General features: G+C 70.2%; 7 protein-coding genes. 5 read left to right on the top strand and 2 right to left on the bottom strand.

What is annotated here, in order from left to right:
* The first annotated feature begins 38 nt into the window (after positions 1–38).
* From POL72_RS06380 to POL72_RS06370, 3 genes are all read left to right on the top strand, one after another.
* The gene (locus POL72_RS06380) at positions 39–2,540 is read left to right on the top strand and encodes a sensor histidine kinase (protein ID WP_272094127.1); all 2,502 of its coding nucleotides are present in this window, start codon (positions 39–41) and stop codon (positions 2,538–2,540) included.
* A 217-nt stretch (positions 2,541–2,757) separates the two neighbouring features.
* Complete coding sequence (locus tag POL72_RS06375; protein ID WP_272094126.1) at positions 2,758–8,424, top strand: sensor histidine kinase; 5,667 nt, start codon at positions 2,758–2,760, stop codon at positions 8,422–8,424.
* Between the two features lie 268 nt (positions 8,425–8,692).
* A complete protein-coding gene (locus tag POL72_RS06370) occupies positions 8,693–11,038 on the top strand; it encodes an FHA domain-containing protein (RefSeq protein ID WP_272094125.1) in 2,346 nt (781 codons plus the stop codon).
* 229 nt (positions 11,039–11,267) lie between these two features.
* Here POL72_RS06370 and POL72_RS06365 read toward each other — a convergent pair whose 3' ends face one another.
* A complete protein-coding gene (locus tag POL72_RS06365; RefSeq protein ID WP_272094124.1) occupies positions 11,268–12,620 on the bottom strand; it encodes a glucuronyl esterase domain-containing protein in 1,353 nt (450 codons plus the stop codon).
* Between the two features lie 396 nt (positions 12,621–13,016).
* Between POL72_RS06365 and POL72_RS06360 the strand changes: the two genes are divergently transcribed.
* Together POL72_RS06360 and POL72_RS06355 are read left to right on the top strand one after the other, a co-directional pair.
* Positions 13,017–14,801 (top strand): DUF1592 domain-containing protein, encoded by a 1,785-nt coding sequence (locus POL72_RS06360; protein ID WP_272094123.1) that lies wholly within the window; start codon positions 13,017–13,019, stop codon positions 14,799–14,801.
* The gene (locus tag POL72_RS06355; protein ID WP_272094122.1) at positions 14,798–16,408 is read left to right on the top strand and encodes a DUF1552 domain-containing protein; all 1,611 of its coding nucleotides are present in this window, start codon (positions 14,798–14,800) and stop codon (positions 16,406–16,408) included. Before POL72_RS06360 ends, POL72_RS06355 begins: the two co-directional genes overlap by 4 nt.
* Before the next feature lie 249 nt (positions 16,409–16,657).
* On the opposite strand, the gene POL72_RS06350 is transcribed toward POL72_RS06355, so the two are convergent.
* On the bottom strand, positions 16,658–21,793 hold the full coding sequence (locus POL72_RS06350) for an AAA family ATPase (protein WP_272094121.1): 5,136 nt from the start codon (positions 21,791–21,793) through the stop codon (positions 16,658–16,660).
* Between the last annotated feature and the right edge of the window lie 459 nt (positions 21,794–22,252).

Raw genomic sequence — 22,252 nt, 5'->3', positions numbered from 1 at the left:
AGGCAGCGCGGCTCTCGTGCAACAATCGGCCGATCAGGGTGAGGGTCACGGTGTCGCCAGAAGAGATGGAGATCGAGGCGCCGAGCGGCCGCGACGAGGAGATCGGCTGCGTGGCCTCCCCCTACCAGGGCGGGTGCCGCGAGCCCCACCCTGCGCCGGGCGAGCTCGTGGAGCGCGCTGCGCTCCGCATGGCGCGCGCGGCCGATCTCGACGAGCTTTCGGGGCTCCTGCTCGACCAGGCGATGGAGCTCGGCGCGCGCGCCGCCTACCTGCTCCTGACCTCCGAGGACACCGGCGAGCTCGGGCTCCATTCCGATCGCCACCTGCCCGCCGAGTTCCGTCGATGCCTCGCGCGGGTTGCGCGGGGCGCGCCGCTGCTCGATGCATGGGCGGCGAGCTCGGGTCGGATTCAGGTGATGAGCGATGTGCGCTCGCTCGATCGGGGGCCATCCATGACGCGTGATCTCTGCGCGCGGACCGACGCGCAGAGCGCTGTCTCGATGCCCCTCTGCGTCCGCGATCGCTGCCTTGGCGTCCTCTCGTTTTGCCTGCCCTGCCCTCATCCCCACGCCGGCGTCGAGCTCGGCGCGCGCGCCGCGCTCTTCGCGATCGGCCTGGACAGCGCCCTCGCGCGCGAGGGGCGGGCGCGCGCCGAGGCCCAGGGCGAGGCGGTCCGGCGGTCGATGGCCCAGGAGCTCCGACGCACGAGTCACCTGGAGGGGGCGCTCCGGGAGAGAGAGCAGCGCTTTCGGGCGATCTTCGACGAGGCCCTCCAGTTCATCGGCCTGCTCTCGCCGGAGGGCATCGTCCTCGAGAACAACCGCACCGCTCTCGAGTTCTGCAGGGCCACGGAGGCAGAGACGATAGGCCGTCCGTTCTGGGAGCTGACGGGGTGGAGCCCCGAGCACAGGGAGCGCGTCCGCGCTGCCGTCGCCGAGGCCGCGGCGGGCCGGCTCGTGCGGGACGAGATCGAGGCGATCGACGCGAGCGGGCGGCGCTGCATCGACTTCTCCATCAAGCCCATCACCGACGACCGTGGCAGGGTCGTGATGCTCATCCCCGAGGGGCGCGACATCACCGAGCGCAAGCAGATCGAGCAGGCGCTCCGCGAGAGCGAGGAGCGCTTCCGGCTCACCTTCGAGAACGCGCCCATCGGCATGGCCATCGTCGGGCTCGATGGGGGGTTCCTCCTCGTCAACCACGTCTACTGCGAGATCGTGGGCTATGGGGCCGACGAGCTCTCGAAGCACCGCTTCCAGGACATCACCCACCCCGACGACGTGGACACCGACGTGGGCCTGGTCGAGCGGCTGCGCCGCGGTGAGATCCCGCGCTATCAGCTCGCCAAGCGGTATATCCACAAGAACGGCACGATCATCCACGTCGTCCTGCACACCTCCGTGGTGCGCGACCAGAAGGGCGAGCCGGTTCACTACATCGCGCAGGTGGAGGACGTGACGGCCCGCAAGCAGGCCGAGGAAGAGCGGGAGCGCCTGCTCGCGCAGCTGGACGCCGAGCGGAGGACGCTTCAAACGGTCTTCGACAGCGCGCCCATTCCGCTCCTGCTCATCGATCGAAGCGGCGCAGAGCGCCTGCTCGCCAACCCGCACGGGCGAGATCTCACCGGGGGCGCGGAGGATCGGGCGCAGTGCGTCGGTCGCGTGCGGCGCCCGGACGGCGCCGCCCTCGAGCTGGACGAGCTGCCGTCGAGCCGGGCGATGCGCGGCGAGACGATCCCCGGCGAAGAGCTCCTCGTCGCCAGGTCGGACGGCTCGGTCGGGACCTTCCTTATCGCCGCCGCGCCGCTCCGCGACAGCGCGGGGAAGATCGTGGGCGCCATCGTCGCTGGCGAGGACATCAGCGCGTTGAAGGAGCTCTCGCGCATGCGCGAGGAGTGGACGAGCATCATCGCTCATGATCTGCGTCAGCCGATCACCACGATCGTCCTCAAGGCCTCTCTGCTCGCGGCGGAGCCGCAGTGCAGCGACAGGGCGCGGCACATCCTGGCCAGCGCGATGCAGCTCAACCGGATGATCGACGATCTGCTCGACGTCTCCCGCCTCGAGTCGCATCGGCTGGATCTCAGGCGCGTCGAGGTCGATCTGCCAGCGCTCATCCGGGCGACGGTGGAGCGGACGGCCGACGCGACGAGGGGACATCGGGTCGACGTCGAGGTGCTGGACGGGGGGCCGCCGCTTTGGGCCGATCCCGGGCGCCTGGAGCAGGTGCTCACCAACTTGCTGTCCAACGCGGCCAAGTACGGCGCGCCCGGGACGCCGATCAGGATCGCGGTGGAGCGGCGGAGCGGCGAGGTGTTCGTGGCGGTCGAGAACGAGGGGAAGGGTATCGCTCCGGACGAGCTGCCGAGGCTCTTCACCCGCTATTACCGGACGCGCGAGGCGAAGGCGGGAGGCGCCGCCGGGCTGGGCATCGGGCTCTACATCGTGCGAGGGCTCGTCGAGGCCCACGGGGGGCGGATCTGGGCGGAGAGCGCGCCCGGGAAGACGACTTTCCAGTTCACGCTGCCCTGTCCCGGCTAGGCCTGGGCCGCGCGGCGCGAGGGGCTCCGAGCGCCGCGGCGCTCCGCCGGTCCCCGTGCTTCGGAGGCTCGATGATTGTGGGGCGCGGCGTGCGCGCCGCGGATCCGCGGGCGTGAGATGGGAAGATGGATGATGTCCGGCGCCTCGCCCGCTCAAAGCGATGGCGATGCGCGCCGATCATGGCAGCATGCTTCGCTGTACCCGTTGTGGGGCTCCTGTGGATACCACCATTCCCGTTTGCGCCGATCCCGGTGCGTCGTCCCGTTACGCCATCATCGAGGTCCTCTGCGAGGGGTCAGACACCCTTCTTTACCGAGGTGTACGCGAGGGCGACGGCCGTCACGTGGTGCTCAAGGTCCTCCGGCGCGATCACGCGAGCCCCTATGCCCGTGAGCGGCTGCGTCACGAATACGAGATCGCCCGGGCGCTCGAGGCCACGGCCATCGTCAAGCCCTATGCGCTCGAGGTGCTCGGCGATCAACCGGCGCTGGTCCTGGAGGATTTCGGCGGCGTGTCGCTCGATCGGCTCCTCGATGGGCCGATATCGCTCGATCGCTTCTTCCCCCTCGCCGTCCGCCTGGTCGAGGCGCTCGCCGCGTTGCATCGACACGGCGTCGTCCACAAGGACATCAAGCCTCAAAACCTGCTCCTCCACCCCGCCACCGGCGAGGTGAAGATCACCGACCTGGGGATTGCGTCCCGGATACCCCGCGAACTCCAGCACATCGAGCACGCCGGTCTCATCGAGGGGACCCTGGCGTACATGGCGCCGGAGCAGACGGGCCGGATGAACCGCTGGATCGACGAGCGGACCGATCTTTACTCCCTCGGCGTCGTCTTCTACGAGATGCTGACGGGCACCCTGCCGTTCCAGGCCAGCGATCCTGTTGAGTGGCTCTATTGCCATATCGCGCAGAAGCCGGTCCCGCCGCACGCGCTCGTCCCTTCGATTCCCCCGCTCCTGTCAGAGGCCGTGCTCAAGCTGCTCTCCAAGGACGCCGAGGAGCGTTACCAGAGCGCGGCCGGCCTGCGGCACGACCTGGACGAGGGCTTCGTGAGCTGGCGGACGAGCGGCGCCATTCCGCCCTTCGCGCTCGGTGCGCGCGACCTCTCGGACCGATTCCAGGTCCCGCAGCGGCTGTACGGGCGCGAGCGCGAGGTCGAGGCGTTGCTCGCCGTGTTCGAGCGGGTGGTGGCGGAGGGCCGGCCAGAGCTCGCGCTCGTATCGGGGTACTCGGGCATCGGCAAGTCGTCCCTGGTCGCCGAGCTGCACCGGCCGATCGTGAGGGAGCGGGGGTTCTTTCTCTCAGGCAAGTTCGAGCAAACGGCGAGGGACGTCCCCTACCGCGCTTTCCTTCAAGCGTTCCGGGCGCTCTTGCAGGAGATCCTCGGCGCGAGCGAGGAGCAGGTCGAGCGCTGGAGACAGCGTTTCCGGGAGGCCCTCGGCCCGAGCGGGGGGCTGCTCGCCGACATGCTTCCCGAGCTCGGGCTGCTCCTCGGCCCGCAGCCGCCCGTGCCCGAGCTGCCGCCCGCCGAGGCCCAGGGCCGGCTGCTCGCGACGCTCCAGCGCTTCGTCGCGACGTGCGCCCGGAAGGAGCACCCCGTGGCGCTCTTCCTCGACGATCTGCAGTGGGCCGACGCGGCCAGCCTCCTCCTGCTCGAACAGCTCGCGACCTACGCCGGGCCCGAGCACCTCCTGCTGATCGGCGCCTACCGCGACAACGAGGTCGGCCCCGCGCACCCGCTGCGGCTCACGCTGTCCGAGGCCCGAAAGCGCGGCGCCGCCGTCTCCGAGCTCGTGCTCGAGCCGCTCTCGGCCGCCCACGTCGGGGCGCTCGTCGCCGAGGCCGTCCACGCGCCCGAAGGACAGGTCGAGCCGCTCTCGTACCTGGTTTACGAGATGACCGGCGGCAACCCGTTCTTCGTGCTCCAGCTCCTGATCGTGCTGCACCAGGAGGGGCTCATCGCCTTTGACGCGGACGAGGGGGCATGGCGGTGGGACATCGCCGCGATCCGCGTCAAGGGGTTCACCGACAACGTCGTCGAGCTGATGGCGGCCAAGCTGAAGCGGCTCTCGGTCGCGACGCGGGACACGCTCACGCTCGCCGCGTGCCTCGGCAGCAGTCTGAGCCTCGACGTCCTCGCGATCGTCGCGAGCCGTCCGGCGGCGGAGCTCCGCGACGCGCTCGAGGAGGCTGTCCGGGAGGGGCTGCTCTTCTGCCGGGACTCTGGTTATCGCTTCCTCCATGACCGGGTGCAGCAAGCCGCTTACTCGCTGATTCCGGCAGAACAGCTCGCCGAGATGCACCTCGGGATCGGGCGGCTGCTCCTCAGGGCGCAGCGCGCGGAGGAGCGCGACGAGGTGCTCTTCGACGTCGTAGGCCACCTCAACCGCGGCGCCGCGCTCATCCGCTCCCAGGCGGAGCGGGACGAGGTCGCGGCGCTGAACCTCCGCGCCGGCAGGAGGGCCAAGGCCGCCGCGGCCTTCCAGTCCGCCGCCGCGCTCTTCGCCGCGGGCCTTTCGCTGCTCGCGCCGGACTCCTGGGAGACGCAGCGCGAGCTGACCTACGGTCTGACGCTCGAGCGCGCGCACGCCGCGTACGTCACCGGCGACTTCGACGAGGCCGAGCGGCTCCTGCAAGAGCTCATGGAGCGCGCGAGGACCCGGAGCGAGACGGCCGCCGCCGTCGAGCTCGCCCTTGCCTTCTACCAGACCCGCGGGAAATGCAGCCGCGCGCTGGAGATCGGGCTCGCGTGGCTCCGCGGCTGCGACATCGATTTGCCGCTCCAGCCCACCGACGCACAGATCGACGAGGAGACCGAGGGCGTCTGGCAGGCCCTGGGCGATCGGGCGATCGAGGACCTCATCCACCTGCCCCCCATGACGCACCCGGAGATGAAGCTCACGATGGGCGTGCTGCAGGGGCTGTCCCTCCCCGCGCTCTTCGTGAACCCGAACCTGCACTTTCTCATCGTCCTGCGCATGGTCCAGCTCAGCCTGCGCCACGGCAACGCCGAGAGCTCCGCGTACGCGCTCGCCGCCTTCGCGAGGGTGATCGGCCCGAGGTTCGGGCGATACCAGGAGGCCTATCGGTTCGGCAAGCTCGGCTGCGACCTGGCAGACAGGAGCAGCCTCCTCACCACGAAATCGGTGGTGTTCACGGCCTTCGGACAGCATGTCGTGTTCTGGACACGCCACTACAGAGAGGCGTGTCCGTACGCGCGCGCCGGCTTCAGCGCCGCGGTCGAGTCCGGTAATCTGAACATGGCGTGCTTCAACGGCCTCTGGTCCGCGCTGTTCCAGCTGCTCTCTGGCGAGCCGCTGGAGGACGTGCTCCACGAGGTCGAAGAGCGCCTCGGCGTCGTGCGCAGGGTCGGTCACGCGTTGGTGCACAGCGCCCTCCTCGGCGGCCACGCCATGATCCAGACGCTGCGAGGGAGGCCGGTCCGCTTCTCGATGCTGGACGGGTCCGAGCTGGATCCGCCAGCCTTCGAGGCGCGGCTGGTGGAGGGGGATCTGCAGCGCATTCGCAGCATCTATTACGGCTTGAAGGCCCAGGTGCTCTTCGTGCTCGGCTCTCCCAGGGAGGCGTCCGCGGCGGCGACCTGCGTGATGGCCGAGCACCCCTTCAGGAGCGAGCCATACGCGCTCATCGCCGAGAACTTCTACTACCTCGCGCTCTCGCTCGCGGCCCTCTCCGACGCCGACGAGGCGCACGAGGCGGGGCCCTCCCCGCTGCGTGCGCTCCCCGAGCGGCTCCTCGAGTGCGAGCGGCAGCTCGGCGTGTGGGCCAGGAACGGCCGCGATAACTTCCTCCACAAACACGCCTTGGTCCGCGCCGAGATCGCCCGGCTCCGCGGGCAGGACCTGGAGGCCATCCGGCTCTACGAGCAGGCCATCGCGTCGGCGCGGGAGGGCGGCTTCGTCCAGCACGAGGCCATCGCCTGCGAGCTCGCCGCGGCGTTCTACCGCACGCGCGACCTCTCCACGTCCGAACGCGCCCACCTGCGAGAGGCCCGCGCCGCCTACTTCACGTGGGGCGCCCACGCCAAGGTGGAGCAGCTCGATCAGCGCTATCCCTACCTTTCCCCGCGCAAGCCGATCGCCTCCACCGTCACCTTCGCCGTACGGGCCGAGCAGTTCGACGTCCTGTCGTTGGTCAAGGCCTCGCAGAGCATCTCCGGCGAGCTCGAGCTCCCGCGGCTGCTCGAGACGCTGCTTCGCCTCGTGGTCGAGCACGCGGGCGCCGAGGAGGGATGCGTCCTGCTCGTCCGGGAAGATCGCCCGTGGACCGCGGCGATCGAGGCGCCGGGGGGCGCGGTGCGGCTGCTCGGCGCGGGCGAGGCGTCTTCCGCCGCGCTGCCGCAATCCGTCCTCAACTACGTTCGCCGGAGCCACGAGCGCGTGCTGCTCGACGACGCCGCCGCCCGGCACCGCTTCATGGAGGACGAGTATTTCGGCCACAAGCGCCCGAAATCGGTGCTGTGCGTCCCGATCATGCGCGAGGCCCGGCTCATCGGCCTGCTCTACCTGGAGAACAACCTCGTTACCGGCGCCTTCACTCCCGGGCGGCTCAGCGTCATCGAGCTGCTCGCCTCGCAGTCGGCGATCTCGCTGGAAAACGCCATGCTCTATTCCGAGCTGGAGCAGGAGAACGCCGAGCGGCGGCGAGCGGAACAGGCGCTCAAGGCCGCCGAGCAGGCCGAGCGCTTCCTGGCCGAGGCGAGCCGCAAGCTGATGGCCCTCGGCTACAGCGCGACCCTCGAGAGCGTGGCGCAGCTCGCGGTGCCCGAGCTGGCCGACCAATGCGTCATCGACGTGGACCTCGCCCGCGGCGCCCCGGGACACTCGGTCTCCGCGGGCGTGCCCGCCGGGCTGGCCGACGCCGTGATGGACGCGCTGCGGCCCCTGGCATCGCCGGACCGGCCTGGGATGGGCGACCTCCGCGCCGCGCCCCTCCTGGAGCAGGCCGGCATTCACGCCTTCCTCCGGGTTCCGCTCCTCGCGCGCAACCGGTGCTTCGGGGTCATGAGCCTGCTGGCGGCCGCGCCCCGGCGCCCGTACGGCCCTGCCGACCTGCGGCTGGCCGAGGAGCTCGGGTACCGTGCGGCGCTCGCCCTCGACAACGCCCGTCTGTTCGCCGAGGCCCAGGAGGCCATCGCGCGGAGGGATGAGTTCCTCGTCGTCGCCTCCCACGAGCTCAAGACTCCGCTGACCTCGCTGCAGCTGCAGGCGCAGCGCGTCGAGCTGCTCTTGCGTCGCTACCAGCGCGCGGAGCTCGCCTCCGAGCGGATCCATGCCGCGCTCCAGGTCCTCAATCGCCAGATCGTGCGGCTCGGGCGCCTGGTCAACGAGCTGCTCGATGTCACGCGGCTGAACGCGGGGCGGCTGACGCTCGCGCGCGCGCCTGTCGATCTGGCGGCCCTGGCGCGTGAGGTCGTCGACCGAATGAGCCAGCAGCTCGCCGACGCCCGCTGCAGCGTCCAGCTCGAGCTGGACGAGCCTGTGATCGGGTCCTGGGATCCGCTTCGCATGGAGCAGGTCCTCATCAACCTCTTGTCGAACGCGATGAAGTACGGCGCAGGCAGGCCTGTTCTCGTCGGCGTGCGGAGGCAGGCCGATCGCGCGCTGCTGGTCGTCCGGGATCAGGGGATCGGGATCGCGGAGGCCGATCAGGGCAGGATCTTCGAGCTCTTCGAGCGCGCGGTGTCGGTGCGCAACTTCGGCGGCCTCGGCCTCGGGCTCTTCATTGCTCGCTCGATCGTGGCGTCGCACGGCGGATCCATCCGGGTGGAGAGCGAACCGGGCGCGGGCGCGACGTTCATGGTGGAGCTCCCGCTCAGCCCGTTGGAGGCGGAGGAGCGCGGCGCCGCGCCGGCCTAGCGCCGAGGGTGTCACATGAGCCGAACGTGGCCGCGCGTGGGCGAGCGCCGTGTCCGCGCTGGCCGCCTCCCGGCCCTCCGGCGGATCATGCCGTGCGAACGTCGGCGGGCGGGCGAAGCTGGCGAGGGCGGCGGCGCGCGGCGGCGCTCGAGGAATGCTCCGCGGCGCATTTGCGTTGAATTTGCCGTGGCGCGGTGCGGTAATCGCACGAGGAGCCCGCCGGGTGCTCGGGCGGCGCGGCGCGCGGGATCACCATGGACAGGGACGCGTGACGGGCGGACGAGACAGCGGCGGGGACCTTCCGGCGGGCGAGAGCGTCCCGCCCGCGCCCGTCGAGGCGAGCGGCCCCGAGGGCACGCCAGGGGCCGAGCTGCGGTCGGTCGCGGCGGGCGGCGCCACGCTCTGGCTCACGCAGGCGCCCGGGTTCTCGCTGTGGCGCGGCGAGGTGGCCGCGCCGGATCGGCTGCGGATCGAGGGGCGCGACGGCTACCTCCACGAGCTCCGGCTCGAGCCCGTCGGCGATCTGCGGCTCGGCCGCGTGGAGCGCGTGGGCGACGAGCGCAACGAGCTCGTCTACCCCGACGTGGCGTCGCGGCTCGCGGCCTCGCTGCGCCACGACGGCGTGCGCTGGTGGCTGCGCCGCCGCGACGAGTGCAGCGTGCCCGTGCAGGTCGGCGCGCGGCACCTCGCGCGCGGGGAGGAGTCGCCGCTCGTGCACGGCACCTTCGTCTGCGTCGGCGGCATGCGCGCGACGTTCTTCGATCGCCGCTACGCCGCGCTGTCGGTCCCCGCCGGGGCGGTGGACCCGGCGACGGGCCTGCTCGCGCGCGCCGGGCTGGAGCAGGAGTGCGCGTCGCTTCTCGCGCGGAAGGGCCAGGGCGCGCTCGTCCTGCTGCGGCCGATCGAGGCGGGCGCGCCCTCGCGCGCGGCGGCCGCGCTGGTCGCGGTGCACCGGCTGTGGCCGGATCGGCCGGTCGGCGACGCGGACGGCACGGCGGTGGTGCTCGTGCGGGGCGGCGCCGCGGAGGCGGCCGCCGCGGCCCGGCAGGCCCTGGAGGCCGCCGAGGCCGCGGGGCTCGGGGCGTTCGCGTGCGGCTACTTCACGGTCGCCGGCGAGGCGGACGTCGCCGGCCGCGAGGTCGAGCTCGGCCTGCACGCGATCGCATCGCTCGCGGCGGAGCGCGAGCGGGGCGCGTCGCCCGTGGCGGAGCGTGAGCGCGGCGCGGCGGGCGTGGACGGCGCGTCCACCCCCGTGGTGGAGCTCCGCGACGGCGCGGCCAGCGCGCGCTTCGCCGCGCCGTTCGAGGTGATCGAGGCGTCGCGGAGCGGGCGCCGGGCGACGGTCCTGTTCGGCATCGAGGAGCAGAGCGCGCTCGGCGGCGTCGGGCCGCACGTGATCGGGGCGCTCGCGCAGGAGCTCGCGGCGGTCGTCGCGACCCACGCGGGCGCCGGCGCGCTGATCGCGCCGCTCGCGCCCGGCGTGGTCGCCGCGTGTGTGCCCCGCAAGGCGGATCCGGCGGTGATGGCGAGCGCGGTGCAGTGCGACTGGCACGGCCGGCCGCCCATCCTGGACGGGAGGGTCGAGCACGCGCGGACCCTGTCGTGGGAGCTCCTGCACGACGCCGACGCGGGCGCGCGGGCGGCGGAGATCTCGCGCGAGTGCGGCGATCCGCACGGGGTGCTCTCGGCGCTGAGCGGCGGCCTGCCCTATCCCATCGCGGGGCGGGTGCGGGCGGCGATCGGGGCGTCGAGCGCGATCGAGCGGGTGAAGATGCTGTTCGACGTGCTCGAGGGCACGTGGCGCTTCATCGCGACGGTGCTCGTCTCGGCCTTCTTCAGCGGCGGCAGCGCGCCCCCGACCTCGGCGCGCAGCGGCGCCGCGAGCGGTCCGGGCGCGAGCGGGGCGGGCGCGGGCGGGGCGCCTCCCGGGTGGGGCGCGCTCCTCGATTTCCACGGCCGCACGCGCACGCGCGACGGCCTGGCGCTCGGCGCGTGGCGCGAGCTCGCGCGCACGGCCGCGCGGGCGTTCGGCGATCGCGACGATCCGATCGGCTCGATGGCGAGGGAGGTGCTCGACGTCAAGCTGTCGCACAACCAGACGTTCGAGACGCTCTCGAACCTGATGCAGGCCGAGCGCAACCAGTTCGCGCACGGCCACTACACCGAGGCGCGGGCGGCCGCGGATCTGCCCGACTTCGAGCAGATGACGCGCGCGCTCCTGCGGGCGCAGCGGCCGCTCTGCGCGTGGACGCTGGTGACGGTCGAGAAGACGGAGCCGGACCTCTACGGCGATCTCCAGACGGTCGAGTTCATCGATCACACAGGCCCGTACGCGTCCGGGACGCGGCGGCGCATCGGGCTGAACTCCCCTGTTCGCCTGTCGAACGTGGTCTATCTGGCCCGCTTCCGCGAGGGGCTGATGCTGCCGCTCGAGCCGATGGTGCGGCGGCTCGCGCCGGACGACCGGTTCGATCTCTACTGGATGGACCACCTGCCGCGGCCGGGCACGTGCCATATGAGCGCGGTCGTCGCGGGCCGGGCGGTGAAGGCGCCCTGCGATCCGCGGCGCACGCCGCCGCTCCTGCGGGCGATGCTGGACGCCGCGGGCGGCTGAGGGGCACGGTCGCGCGGCGGGCTCGCTTCGTCCCGTCGCCTGTCTCCCGTCCGCGACATGGACGGAGCATGCCATTGCCCCTGGCCTGGAGCGAGAGTCCGAGATCCGCGCAGCTCTGCAAGAGGCAGACCTGGATGTACATGGTGTAGGGCGCAGCAGGCCCGAGCATGCGGTCAACCGGCGCATCGACCGGTTCGGGCTGGGCTCCCGCGACGAGTGAGCCCGGCGGTCACTGGAGGTTCGGCGGCGTCCACGTCATCCACCGGCCGAGGTCGGCCTTCGCCCCGTCGCTCTCGAGCAGGTTGGTGTCGTCGGTGCCGCCCCCGACGAGGAACTTCTTCACGTACGCCTCCAGGATCGCCCGCTGCTGCGCGGGGAACTGGCAGTGCTCATGGCCGCCGAGCTGCGAGTAGGCCATCCGGTCGGGCACGCCGAGCCCCTCCCAGATCGCGTGGGCGATGGACCCGGCCGTGAAGGTGCTGTCGATGCCGAGCCAATCGATCTTGTTGTCGACGACGAGCAGCGCGCGCGGAGCGACGAGGCCCATGACCATGTGATGATCGAACGGGAGGGTCGTCACCTTGTTGCCGAAGTTCGAGCCGAAGCTCTCGCGGAACCACGGCTGCTCACCCGCCGCGCTGGACAGGGTCTGCACGTTCTCCCCACCGTCCTTCCCTGCCTGTGAGACGCGCCAGCTCGCCGAGCCTCCGGCGCCCGACTCCTGGGGGATCGTCAGCACGATGCGCTCGTCGAACGCTCCCGCCGTGAGAGCGCCCTTTCCATCGCGCGAGCAACCCGTCACGGCGATGCGCTTCGGATCGATGTTGGCCGCCGGGGTCTTCTCCAGCGCGTCGATGATCCGGCTGATACCCCAGGCCCACGCGATCATCGAGCTGGCCGGGTGGTCCTTGCCGTAGAGGTCGTAGAAGATCCCCGTCCCACGCGTGCCGCCGCCGCCCTGGGCGCCCATGTCGTTGTTGTTGAAGATGGCCGTCGCGACGCCGTTCTGGCTGAACACGCTCGCGTCCAGGGTCACGCTGCCAAAGCCGTAGAGGCTGATGAGCAGTGGAATCGGCCCGGAAGGCGCCCCGGCAGGCCGGTTGACGTCGACGGAGAAGGAGACGCTCTTCGAGCCCTCGTTGACGCCGACCGTCAGTTTGTTCCCCGAGAACTCCCCCGTCACGTCATCCTTGGACACCGCGGGCTTCGGTCCGGACTCGTACTCCTCGACCTGCGCCTTGATCTCCGCGCGTCGACATGCCCATTCCGACTTCTTCGTGATGCGCGATCCATCCAGCATCGTGAACGGATCGTGATGAGCTTCGTAGACGGGGAGAGATGCCGCGGCAGGCAACGTCGGCTCGGGGCAGCTCGCGCCGCTGTCTTCGACGCCGCCTGGGCCGCCCGTGCCGGTGGATCCACTCCCACCCCCTCCTGAGACCGATGAGCTGCCTGAGGAGCCTGCTCCTCCGCTGTTGTCCCCGCCGCTCGACGTCGTGGTGCTCGACGTCGTGGTGTCGGCGGGGTCATCACCGCAGCCGGGGATCGACAGGAACAGCAGAGTCAGAAGAATTTTTCTCATGGTCCTCCATGCCCGAAAGCTGGTTTGGTCGGCGACCGCTCGAATCGCTCAGCGGAGCAGCGCCGAGAGCGTGTCCGGCCGCTCCTGCGCAGGCTTGGTCCGGTTCGCGCGAAGAGCGCATTGGGTCGCGTGGCGCCGTCCGCTGTACGTCGAATCCATGTGAACGTTCACTAATGCCATGCCACTCTCACGCAACAATTGCTGTATCACAAGAGAAGTCGAAATTCTACTCACGCGCCTCGCCCAGGCGCCTTGCAAACCAGGGGATTTGCCGGGCGAAAGCAAACTTGCGCCAAGACGAAAATACGAGAAAACTCGTGATCTGCGACCCACGACAAGGCATCCTGATGTCTGGGCGATGCTCGATGTGAGAGCTCCTCGGACGAGGTGAGTCCTATGAACACGTGGGCGAGACGGTTCATCGTTCCTGTGCTGCTCACGGCGAGTTACGCAGCCATGGGCGGTTGCACCGCGATGATCGGCGGCGGCGATGACCCGGAGGCGAGCAGCGGGGCTGGCGACGGGCCTGGGAGCGGATCTGGCAACGGGTCTGGTAACGGCTCTGGCAACGGGTCTGGAACCGGAGACGGCGTCGGAGGGGACGGCTCGGCGGGGGGCGGCCCCGGCGTCGAGCCGACGGTGTGTGTGCCGGGCATCCCGCGGACGTCGGCGCTGCCGCGCCTCACGAGGGCGCAGTACGACAACACGATTCGCGATCTGGTCGGCATCGACAACCAGCCGTCGTCGATGCTCGCACCCGACGGCGTCGGGAGCGTCGATCAGCGCGCGTGGGACGGGTACAAGACCGCTGCAGCGACGGTGGCGGCGGCGGTGATGGCAGACCCCAGGGCGCGCGCCAAGACCATCCCGTGCACGCCGTCGGGCGACGGCGCCGCGTGCGCGCACCAGCTCATCGATACGCTGGGACGGCGCGCCTTCCGGCGACCGCTCACCGAGGAGGAGAGAGGGCTCTTCCAGGCCCTCTACGCTCGCCGCCAGGCGCTCACGCCGACCGGCTCGTTCGACGACGGCGCCCAGCTGATCATCGAGGGGTTCTTGCTCTCTCCCTCCTTCCTGATGCGCGCAGAGATCAGCGAGAAGCCCGAGGGCGAGTACTTCGTCCTGAACAGCCACGAAGTGGCGTCGCGCCTCTCGTACCTGATCTGGGGAACCATGCCGGACGACGCGCTGTTCGCAGCGGCGGACGCCGATGCGCTGCAGACGCCGGAGCAGATCCTCGCGCAGGCGCAGCGAATGCTGGCGGATCCCAAGAGCCGCGGGATGGTCAAGGCCTTCCACGAGCTCTACCTCCACATGGGCCCCGGCACGCGCTGGTCGGACATCCAGCGTGATCCGGCCGCCTTCCCGGACTTCAAAGCGTCGATGGGCCCGCTCCTGTCGGAGGAGACCGAGCGCTTCATCGAGCACGTCGTCTTCGACCAGGCCGGAACGTTCCAGGATCTGGTCACCACGCCGGTGGGGTTCGTCAACGCCTCGCTGGCGCCGCTCTACGACCTCGATCCTGCGGAGTTCAACGGCGCGGAGCTCGTGCCGGTCGAGCTCGACCCGACGAAGCGCTCTGGCCTCTTCACCCGCCTGGGCTTCCTGGTGTCGCACTCGGGGTACGACCGGACGTCGCCCATCCTGCGCGGGGCGTTCTTGCAGAAGCAGGTCCTCTGCGCGGACATCCCGCCGCCGCCGCCGATGGTGGAGGGCACGCCGCTGCCCACGGACGAGAGCCTGACGACCAACCGTGCTCGGGTCGACGCGCAGACGGCGGGAGACTCCTGCAAGTTCTGCCATCACACGTACATCAACCCGGCGGGCTTCGCCCTCGAGGCGTACGACGCCGTGGGCGCCTACCAGCAGACAGAATCGTTCTCGGGCGCGCCCATCGACACACGGGTGGACGTCGGCGTGGGCGACGACACCGTGGCGGTCGACGGCCCGGTGGCGCTCTCCGAGGCCATCGCGAGCTCCCCGGCAGCGCACAAGTGCTACGTGCGAAAGTGGGTCTCGTTCGCCTACCAGCGCGAGCTGAACAACGAGGACTCCTGCACCGTGGACGAGCTGACCGCCAAGCTCACCCAGGGCGGCTACACGGTGCTCGACCTCATCGCAGACCTCACACAGAGTCAATCGTTCCGAGTTCGTGCCCTGCAGGCGGAGGTGGAGCCGTGAACCGAAGACTGTTCCTGCGTGGACTTGGCGGCGCGGCCCTCGCCGTCCCCTTCTTGAATACGCTCGACCGCTCCGCGCGAGCGCAGGAAGCGCCGTCGCCGCGCCGCCTGGTGATCTTCTACACCAACAACGGTTGCCTGACGAACCGCTGGTTCCCGACGATCGAGAGCGGGGTCGGGAGCGTCACCGCGGCGTCCCTGGAGACGTCGCAGGCGGACGGGAAGCCGCGGACCCTCGCCCCGCTCGCGCCCTTCGCGTCGAAGCTGCTCTTCCCGCGCGGGCTCGCGATGCCGTTGAACGGCTTCAACAACAAGGTGGACGGCACGGCGTATTTCGATCCCCACGATCAGGGCATGGGCAGCAAGCTGACCTGCGCGCCCCTCGATCCCGCCGGAGAGCACTGGGCGCTGTCGCACTCGCTCGATCACGAGATCGCGCAGCGCTTCAACCAGGGCACCAACAAGGTCCCGCTCGTGCTCTCCGTCGGCAATGCGTTCACGAACGTCAAGGGTATCGTATCGTACTCGGCGCCGAAGACGCCGTACGCGCCCGTGACCAACGCGCGGACGGTGTACAGCAGCCTGACAGGGCTCTTCACGAGCGGCACCGCGACCGAAGCGGATTATCGCGTGGCTCGCGGCGAGAGCATCATCGATCTGGTGAGCCATGATCTGAACGCCTACAAGGCCCGCAAGATGAGCGGCGGCGATCGGAAGAAGATCGACGACTGGCTCTCCCTGCTCCGCGAGACCGAGCAGCGGGTCGTCCCCTCTGCGTGCACGGCGGAGTCGGCGACCGCCCTCGGCATCACGGACGCCGCCCTCACGCAGGCGGGCTACCCCGCTCGCGGCGGCGGCTTCCCCAGCAGCGAGACGGTGTACACGCTCGGCAGCGAGATGATGATCCGGCTCATCGCGCTCACGATGATGTGCGACAACAACCGCTCTATCGTGCTCCAGTGGCCGGGCTTCGTGACGTTCAAGTGGGACGGCATCGCGCACACCCATGATCATCACGGGCTCTCGCACCGGAACGGGAGCGCCGCCGTCGGCGGCCAGTGCGTGAGCGGCGTCATCGAGCAGATCCACGAGATCGACCGCTGGTATGCGGGTCGGTACGCCAAGCTGGTCAAGACCATCGACAGCGTCGAGGAGGGCGGAGGCACCATGCTCGACAACTCCGCGGTCATGTGGCTGCCGGAGCTCGCCGACGGCAACGCGCACAACAACAACAACTTGCCCATCGTGATCGCCGGCAGCGCCGGCGGTTACCTCAAGCAGGGCGTCTCGGTGAACGTCGGGAGCGGGAAGCTCGAGGCAGGCAACAGCGAAGCCTCCTGCTCGAGCGGCGCGGAGGGCGAGAGCAACAGCGGCAACACCGGCTCGTCGGGCGGAACCGTCCCGCTGAACAAGCTCTACACGACGTTGATCAACGCGCTCGGCGCCGGGACGCCCAACTGGGTTCCGGTCGATCGCTTCGGCGTCTCCGATGCGGTCGCGGCCGGCTTCGGCGGCAGCGGGCCGGCGTTCACCACCGACGGCGCAGGCAACGTCACCGACGGGCCTGGCATCAGCAATCCGGGGGAGCTCGACGCCATCAAGGCGTGAGGCGGCCGAACGTACGCCGCAGGCCCGGACTGGAGCGACAAACGGGTTGAAACCCCAGAAAAGAACAGGAATTTGAACCGCCAAGCGCGCCAAGGACGCCAAGATTGTGTCTTGTTCTTGGCGTCCTTGGCGCCTTGGCGGCTCATTTCTCGCTCGATCAACGTGATCGTCGGTGTCCTAGCACGTGCATGAGAGCGCCGTCGGCGCTCTCTGACTTTCACGATCGGTTCGAGCGTGACCGCCCGATCCTCACCTCGCCGGCGGGCGCGCGCGGGCTGGCCCAGAGGACAGCGGCGCGCCGATCCCGGTCGACTGCCCGGCGCGGCGGAGCGCATAGGCGATGCCGCTCTGAAGGGTGCCCATGGTGACGATGGACTTCAGCTCGATGTCCAGGCCCACCATCGCCTGGGCGACCTCGGCGCGTGTGCCGGTGAGCACGGCCTCCGTGCCGAGCAGCCGCAGCGCAGTGGCTGTCCCCACGAGGGTCTGCGCAATCTGGGTATCGATGTGCTTCATCCCCGTGATGTCCAGGATCACGACGCGCGCCTGGTGGCGCTGGGCGCCGTCGAGCGCGACCTCCAGCACCTGGGCCGCCCGCGCGGCATCCATCGTCCCGATGAGCGGCATCACCATGATCCGATCGGTGATCGGGATGAGCGGCGTCGAGAGCTCCGCCAGCCTCGACTGCTGCGCCTCGAACATCTGCCGCTGCAGCGCGGCCCGCTCCCGCTCCGCCTGCTCGCGCTGCGCGAGCTCGATCTTCAGCCGCTCGTTGCTCGCGCTGAGCTGCGTGTTGGAGCGCTGGAGCTCCTCGGTGCGCTGCGCGACCTCGGCCTCGAGCCGCCGGTTGGCGTGCAGGACTTGCTCCTTCACGACCCGCATGCCCGAGAGGAGCAGCGCGTTCTCGATGGATATCGCGGCCTGGGACGACAGGAGGCCGAGCAGCTCCACGCGGCTCGCGTTGAACGCCCTGCTCGCTGCGTTGTTCTCCAGGTAAAGGACGCCGCTCATGCGGCCCTGGTGGATCAGCGGCAGGCACAGGACGGATCGCGTGCCCTGCCGGAGGATGCACGGATCGTCGGAGAACCGGGCATCGGCGCGGGCGTCGTCGAGGACCAGCGGCTCGCGGGTGCGGGCGACGAACAGCGCGACCTTGTGCGGAAGATCGGGGCGCACATCGAGCGGCTCGCTCGGCCCGAGCGCGAGCGTCCCGGGCTCGACCCCGAAGGTCGCCTCGACGAAGAGCCGCCCGTCCCGCTCCAGGACCAGCGCCCCCCGCTGCGCGCCGGAGTTCCCGAGCACGAGCGTCACCAGGCGCTCGATCACCCGCTCGATCTCCGTCTCGCCGGCGATGCCCTGCACGGCGCGCACGATCAGCGCGGCGTCCCGCAGGTTGCCGACCGTCGTCCGGCCGAGGATGGTCCCCGCGTGCGCCGGGCCCGACGTCGCCGAGGGGATGGACGAGATCTGCTCGCTGCCGATCGAAGAGGGCAGCAGGGCGGCGTGATCGCGCGCGAGCGCATCCGCCTTGGCCGTCGCTCCCCAGTGCCGGTAGCCGAGGTGCGCGTCGATCATGTAGGCGCGCGCCACCTTCGTCCTGCCCTCGCGGAGGTGCAGCATCGCGCACAGCTCGTTCGCGAGCGCCTCGTCGTGAGGAAACTCGTTCTCCCGGGCCAGGGAGATCGCCCTGTCGTAAAGGCCCATGGCCTCGAGCTGATCGCCGGCGACGCGCGCCTCCTCGGCCTGGATGAGCAGCAGCAGGTGCTGGAAGTTCATGGGAGCGCTCGCGGCGAGGCCCGCGATCCGCTCCTTGTGGCGGGCGATGGTCCGCGCGCGGCGCTCCGCCTCGTCGGGCGAGGCCGCGGCGGGCAGCGCGAGGAGCGCCATGCAGGTATAGAAATGCAGCTTTGTCGGCTGATACATGCCGAACATGGCCGCGCTCCTGGCCTCGGCGTCCTCGCCGCTCGCCGCGGCCCCCTCGCGATCGCCGCAGAGATAACGAAGCTGCAGCTTGAGCATCGCGTGAACGAAGAATGCCGGAAAATGGTCCCTCTCGTTGAGCTTCGCGAGGAACTCGCTCTCGTCGAAATGGTCGTCGTTCAGGCTGTCGCGGCCCCGCGTCTTTCCTTGCAGGCTCGTGATCGCCTGTCTCACGAGCGTCAGCACGGCAGTGGTGAGCACGTCGCTCGTTCGCCGCGACATGACGAGGCCTCGCCCCACCTCCTCGCGCAGCTCCTCGAGCGGATAGCCCGCGGTGAACATGTTGCAGACCGAGGACATCCATGCGCTGCCGAGATAGGCCAAGTCGCCTGACTCCAGCATTCCTTGGCGCGCCTTCAGGAAATAAGTTATCCCGTCACGCACGGATTCGAACAGGTGGGAGCACGCGGCGTAGACGTTGTTCACCCTGGCGGCCAGGCTGGCGTTTCGGAGCTTGTCGCTCAAGGCGAGGCCGAGCCGGCCGAACGCACGGCCCTCCGCGGGCCGCCCGTGCAGGGCAGCGAGCAGGAACCCGTAGGCAGCATAGCCGAAGGCGGACACGTCCGAGTTCCCGTACCTCAGGGAGGTGTTGACCTGCTTGAGGACGAACAGCGGGTAGATCTCCGGGCTCATCGTGAAGATCGCCCCGCTCATATCGCTGAGGAGCTGCAGCAACGCTGTTTGCTCCGGGTTGTCCATCCTCGGCGCATCGATGAGGTCTTCGATGCGCCGTCCCGTCAGGTTCGCCTGGAGCTCCGCGAGCTCGGCCTCGAAGCACGCCTGCCGCTCCGCCTCGGTGCGCGGCGGCGTGAAGCCGAGCAGGCTGAGGCCCTCGCCGCCCACGCGCACCGCGTCCACGAAGCTCCCCAGCGTCGTGTAGAGCAGCACGCGGAGGGTGTAGACCTGCGCCAGCTCCACGTTCGACCTCGCTCGGGGCAAGAGGGACGTGAAGAGCGCCTCGGCCCGCTCGGGCGCGCCGCTCAGGTACACGCACTCCGCGTTCTCGCGGCTGAGCGTGAAGCAGAGATCCTCGTGGCGCCCCCAGCCCGCGTCCCCGAGCAGCTCGATCCCCGCGCTGAAGTAACCTGCGGCCACCTGATAGGCTGTCCTGGTCTTGGCCGCCCTGCCGGCTCGCAGGTTGAGCCGGGCGAGGGCGACCCGCTCGGCTTCGTCGGCGATGCCCCGCGCGCCCAGGTTCAGGTGGCGAACGACGTCGAGCAAATCCTCGTCCGGCGGCGTCTCGCCGGCCCGCGCCCGGAGCAGCCGGCCGATCGCCAGGTGCAGCGCTTCCTTGTGCGAAGGCTCGACGAGCGAGTAGGCCGCATGGCGCACCCGGTCGTGCAGGAACCGATACGATACCTTGACCTCGGAGGGGGCCGAGGGCTCCGTGCCCGCGCTCTCGTCGAAGAAGCGATAATCGCTGTCGAGCGGCACGATCACGCCTCCGCGCAGCGCGTCCCACAGATCGGCGGCCGTCGCGGCGGGCGATTTCTCGTGGACGGCCGCCAGCGTGGTGAGATCGAACGCGTGGCCCAGGCACGCGGCGAGCTTCAGCGCGCGCTGCGTCGCCGGCGGGAGCCGGTGCAGCTTGTCGAGCATGAGGTCGACCACGTTGTCGGCGGCGACCGCCTCCCGGACGCGCGCCGCGTCCCATGCCCAGGCCTCCGAGGGCGCATCGAACCACAGCGCCCCCGCGTCGTGGAGCGCGCCGAGGAGCTGGCCCAGGAAGAACGGGTTGCCCTCGGTCTTCTCGAAGACCAGCGCCGCGAGCGGCGCGCTCGCATGCGGCTGCGCGCTCAGCGTGTCGGCGACGATCTGCGCGACCGTGGGCATGTCGAGGGGCTTGAGCGTGAGCTCGGCGATCGCCGCGCCCGCCTTGCGAAGCTCGCCCAGCGTCGCGTGCAGCGGGTGGGCGGCGTCCACCTCGTTGTCCCGATAGGCGCCGACGATCAGGAGGTGGTTGCCCTCCGCGTCCGTGAGGAGGCGCTGGAGGATCCTGAGCGACGCCGGATCGGCCCACTGCAGATCATCGAGGAAGAGGGTCAGCGGGTGCGTCGAGGCAGCGAAGACCTGCACGAAGCGCTGCACCAGCAGATCGAAGCGGTTCCTGGCCTCGGTCGGCCCGAGCGCCGGTACGTCCGGCTGAGGCCCGAGGATCAGCTCGAGCTCCGGGATCAGCTCCAGGAGGAGCTGCCCGTTCGCGCCGACCGCAGCGAGCAGCTTGCGTTTCCACCCCTCGACGGCCGCCGCCGACTCCGTCAGGATCTGCCGGATGAGCTCACGGAAGGCCTGCGCCACCGACGCGAGCGGGACATCCCTGTTGATCGGATCGAACTTGCCTTTCGCAAAATACCCACCATGACGGGCGATGGGCTTGTGGATCTCGTTCACCAGCGTGGTCTTGCCGACGCCGGAGTAACCCGAGATGAGCACCAGCCCGGCCGCGCCCCGGCGAGCCCGATGGAAGGCGGACAGGAGCACATTCACTTCGTGATCCCGGCCATAGAGCCGCTGCGGAACGCGCAAATCCAGGGGCCGGTCGTGCTGGCCCAGGGGGAACGGATCGGCGCGGCCCGCCGCCTCCCACCGCCGGAGGCACTCCTCGAGGTCGAGCTTGACCCCGCGGGCGCTCTGGTATCGGTCCTCCGGCATCTTGGCCAGGAGCTTCATGATCACCTCCGAGAGCGCGTGGGGCACCCCCGGCGCGCGCTCGTGCGGCGGCGTCGGCATCCGCGCCATGTGGCTGTGAATGAGCGCGGTGGGATCGCCCTCCTGGAACGGGAGGGCCCCTGTCAGCATCTCGTAGAGCGTGACGCCGAACGAGTAGAGATCGGCGCGCAGATCGACGCTCCGGTTCATGCGGCCAGTCTGCTCCGGGGCGATGTGCGACAAGGTGCCTTCGAGCGCGTCCGGGGGGGCCGTCTCCGGTGTCTCCCTCGAGATGCGCGCCGCGATGCCGAAGTCGACGAGCCGCGGGCTGTGCGTCTTCTCGTCGATCAGGATATTGAGCGGCTTGATGTCCTTGTGAATGATCCGGAGTCCGTGGAGCGCGTCGAGGGTGCCCGAGAGCGCGATGCCGATACGGAGCGCCGTGCCCACGTCGAGCCTGCGCGCCTTCAGCACGGCGTGCAGCGAGGAGGGGCCGAGGTCCTCCATGATGAGCGCGAGGCCCCTGCCGCACTTCTCGATGGCGTGCGCCTTGACGACGCCGGCCACCTCGCCCGCGTCCCGCAGGATCGCGAACTCGCGCCGCAGCCGCGCGAGATCCCTGGCGGTCGGGAACTCGGACCGAGGCATCTTGACCGCGACCGGCGCGCCGTCCTCGTTCCGGCGGCCGCGGTACAGCACGCTCTCGGAGCCTTCGTATACCCTCTCGAACAGCGTGTGACCCGATAGATCGATCATGGCACCAAGGTCCCGTATTCCGCGTCTGCCGCCCAAAGAAGCGTGACGCCCCCCACACACCATCTCGAGCCTCCGCCGTCCCCGGGTCGGACAGAGGCTCGCCCGCCGGCAGAATACGCGGCAAGGTATGGAAGTCCAGCCTGGCGGCGCTCAGCGCTCCTCGCGACCTCGGGCGACATCCTCGGGGCGCCTCCCCGGGCATTCCGTGCGGGAATGGAGCGAAGTGGCGAACCTGGCGCCATGACAGTCTTCGTCCTGAACCGGGACGACTCCCCGCTACAGCGCTGGTGGACCGGTTCGATGCGGTGTCGCTGAAACCACAGATTCAGAGGTTGGTGGCTGCGAGCACGAAGCGCTCGCCGCCGGCGTGCTCGTGCCTCGCCTCCGATGCGCGCTCGAGATCGAGGTGTTCTTCCGGCGAGAGCTCCCGTCGCGGCGCCGCTTCTCCCCTGTGCGGCA

The sequence above is a fragment of the Sorangium aterium genome (assembly GCF_028368935.1).
GTDB classification, from domain to species: Bacteria; Myxococcota_A; Polyangia; order Polyangiales; family Polyangiaceae; genus Sorangium; species Sorangium atrum.
This window is presented reverse-complemented; position numbering and strand designations above follow the sequence as displayed.

What these genes read in the sequence shown, in the direction of transcription:
- POL72_RS06350 (WP_272094121.1), bottom strand. Translation starts at nt 21,793, where the DNA reads ATGATCGATCTATCGGGTCACACGCTGTTCGAGAGGGTATACGAAGGC.
- POL72_RS06365 (WP_272094124.1), bottom strand. Translation starts at nt 12,620, where the DNA reads ATGAGAAAAATTCTTCTGACTCTGCTGTTCCTGTCGATCCCCGGCTGC.
- POL72_RS06360 (WP_272094123.1), top strand. Translation starts at nt 13,017, where the DNA reads ATGAACACGTGGGCGAGACGGTTCATCGTTCCTGTGCTGCTCACGGCG.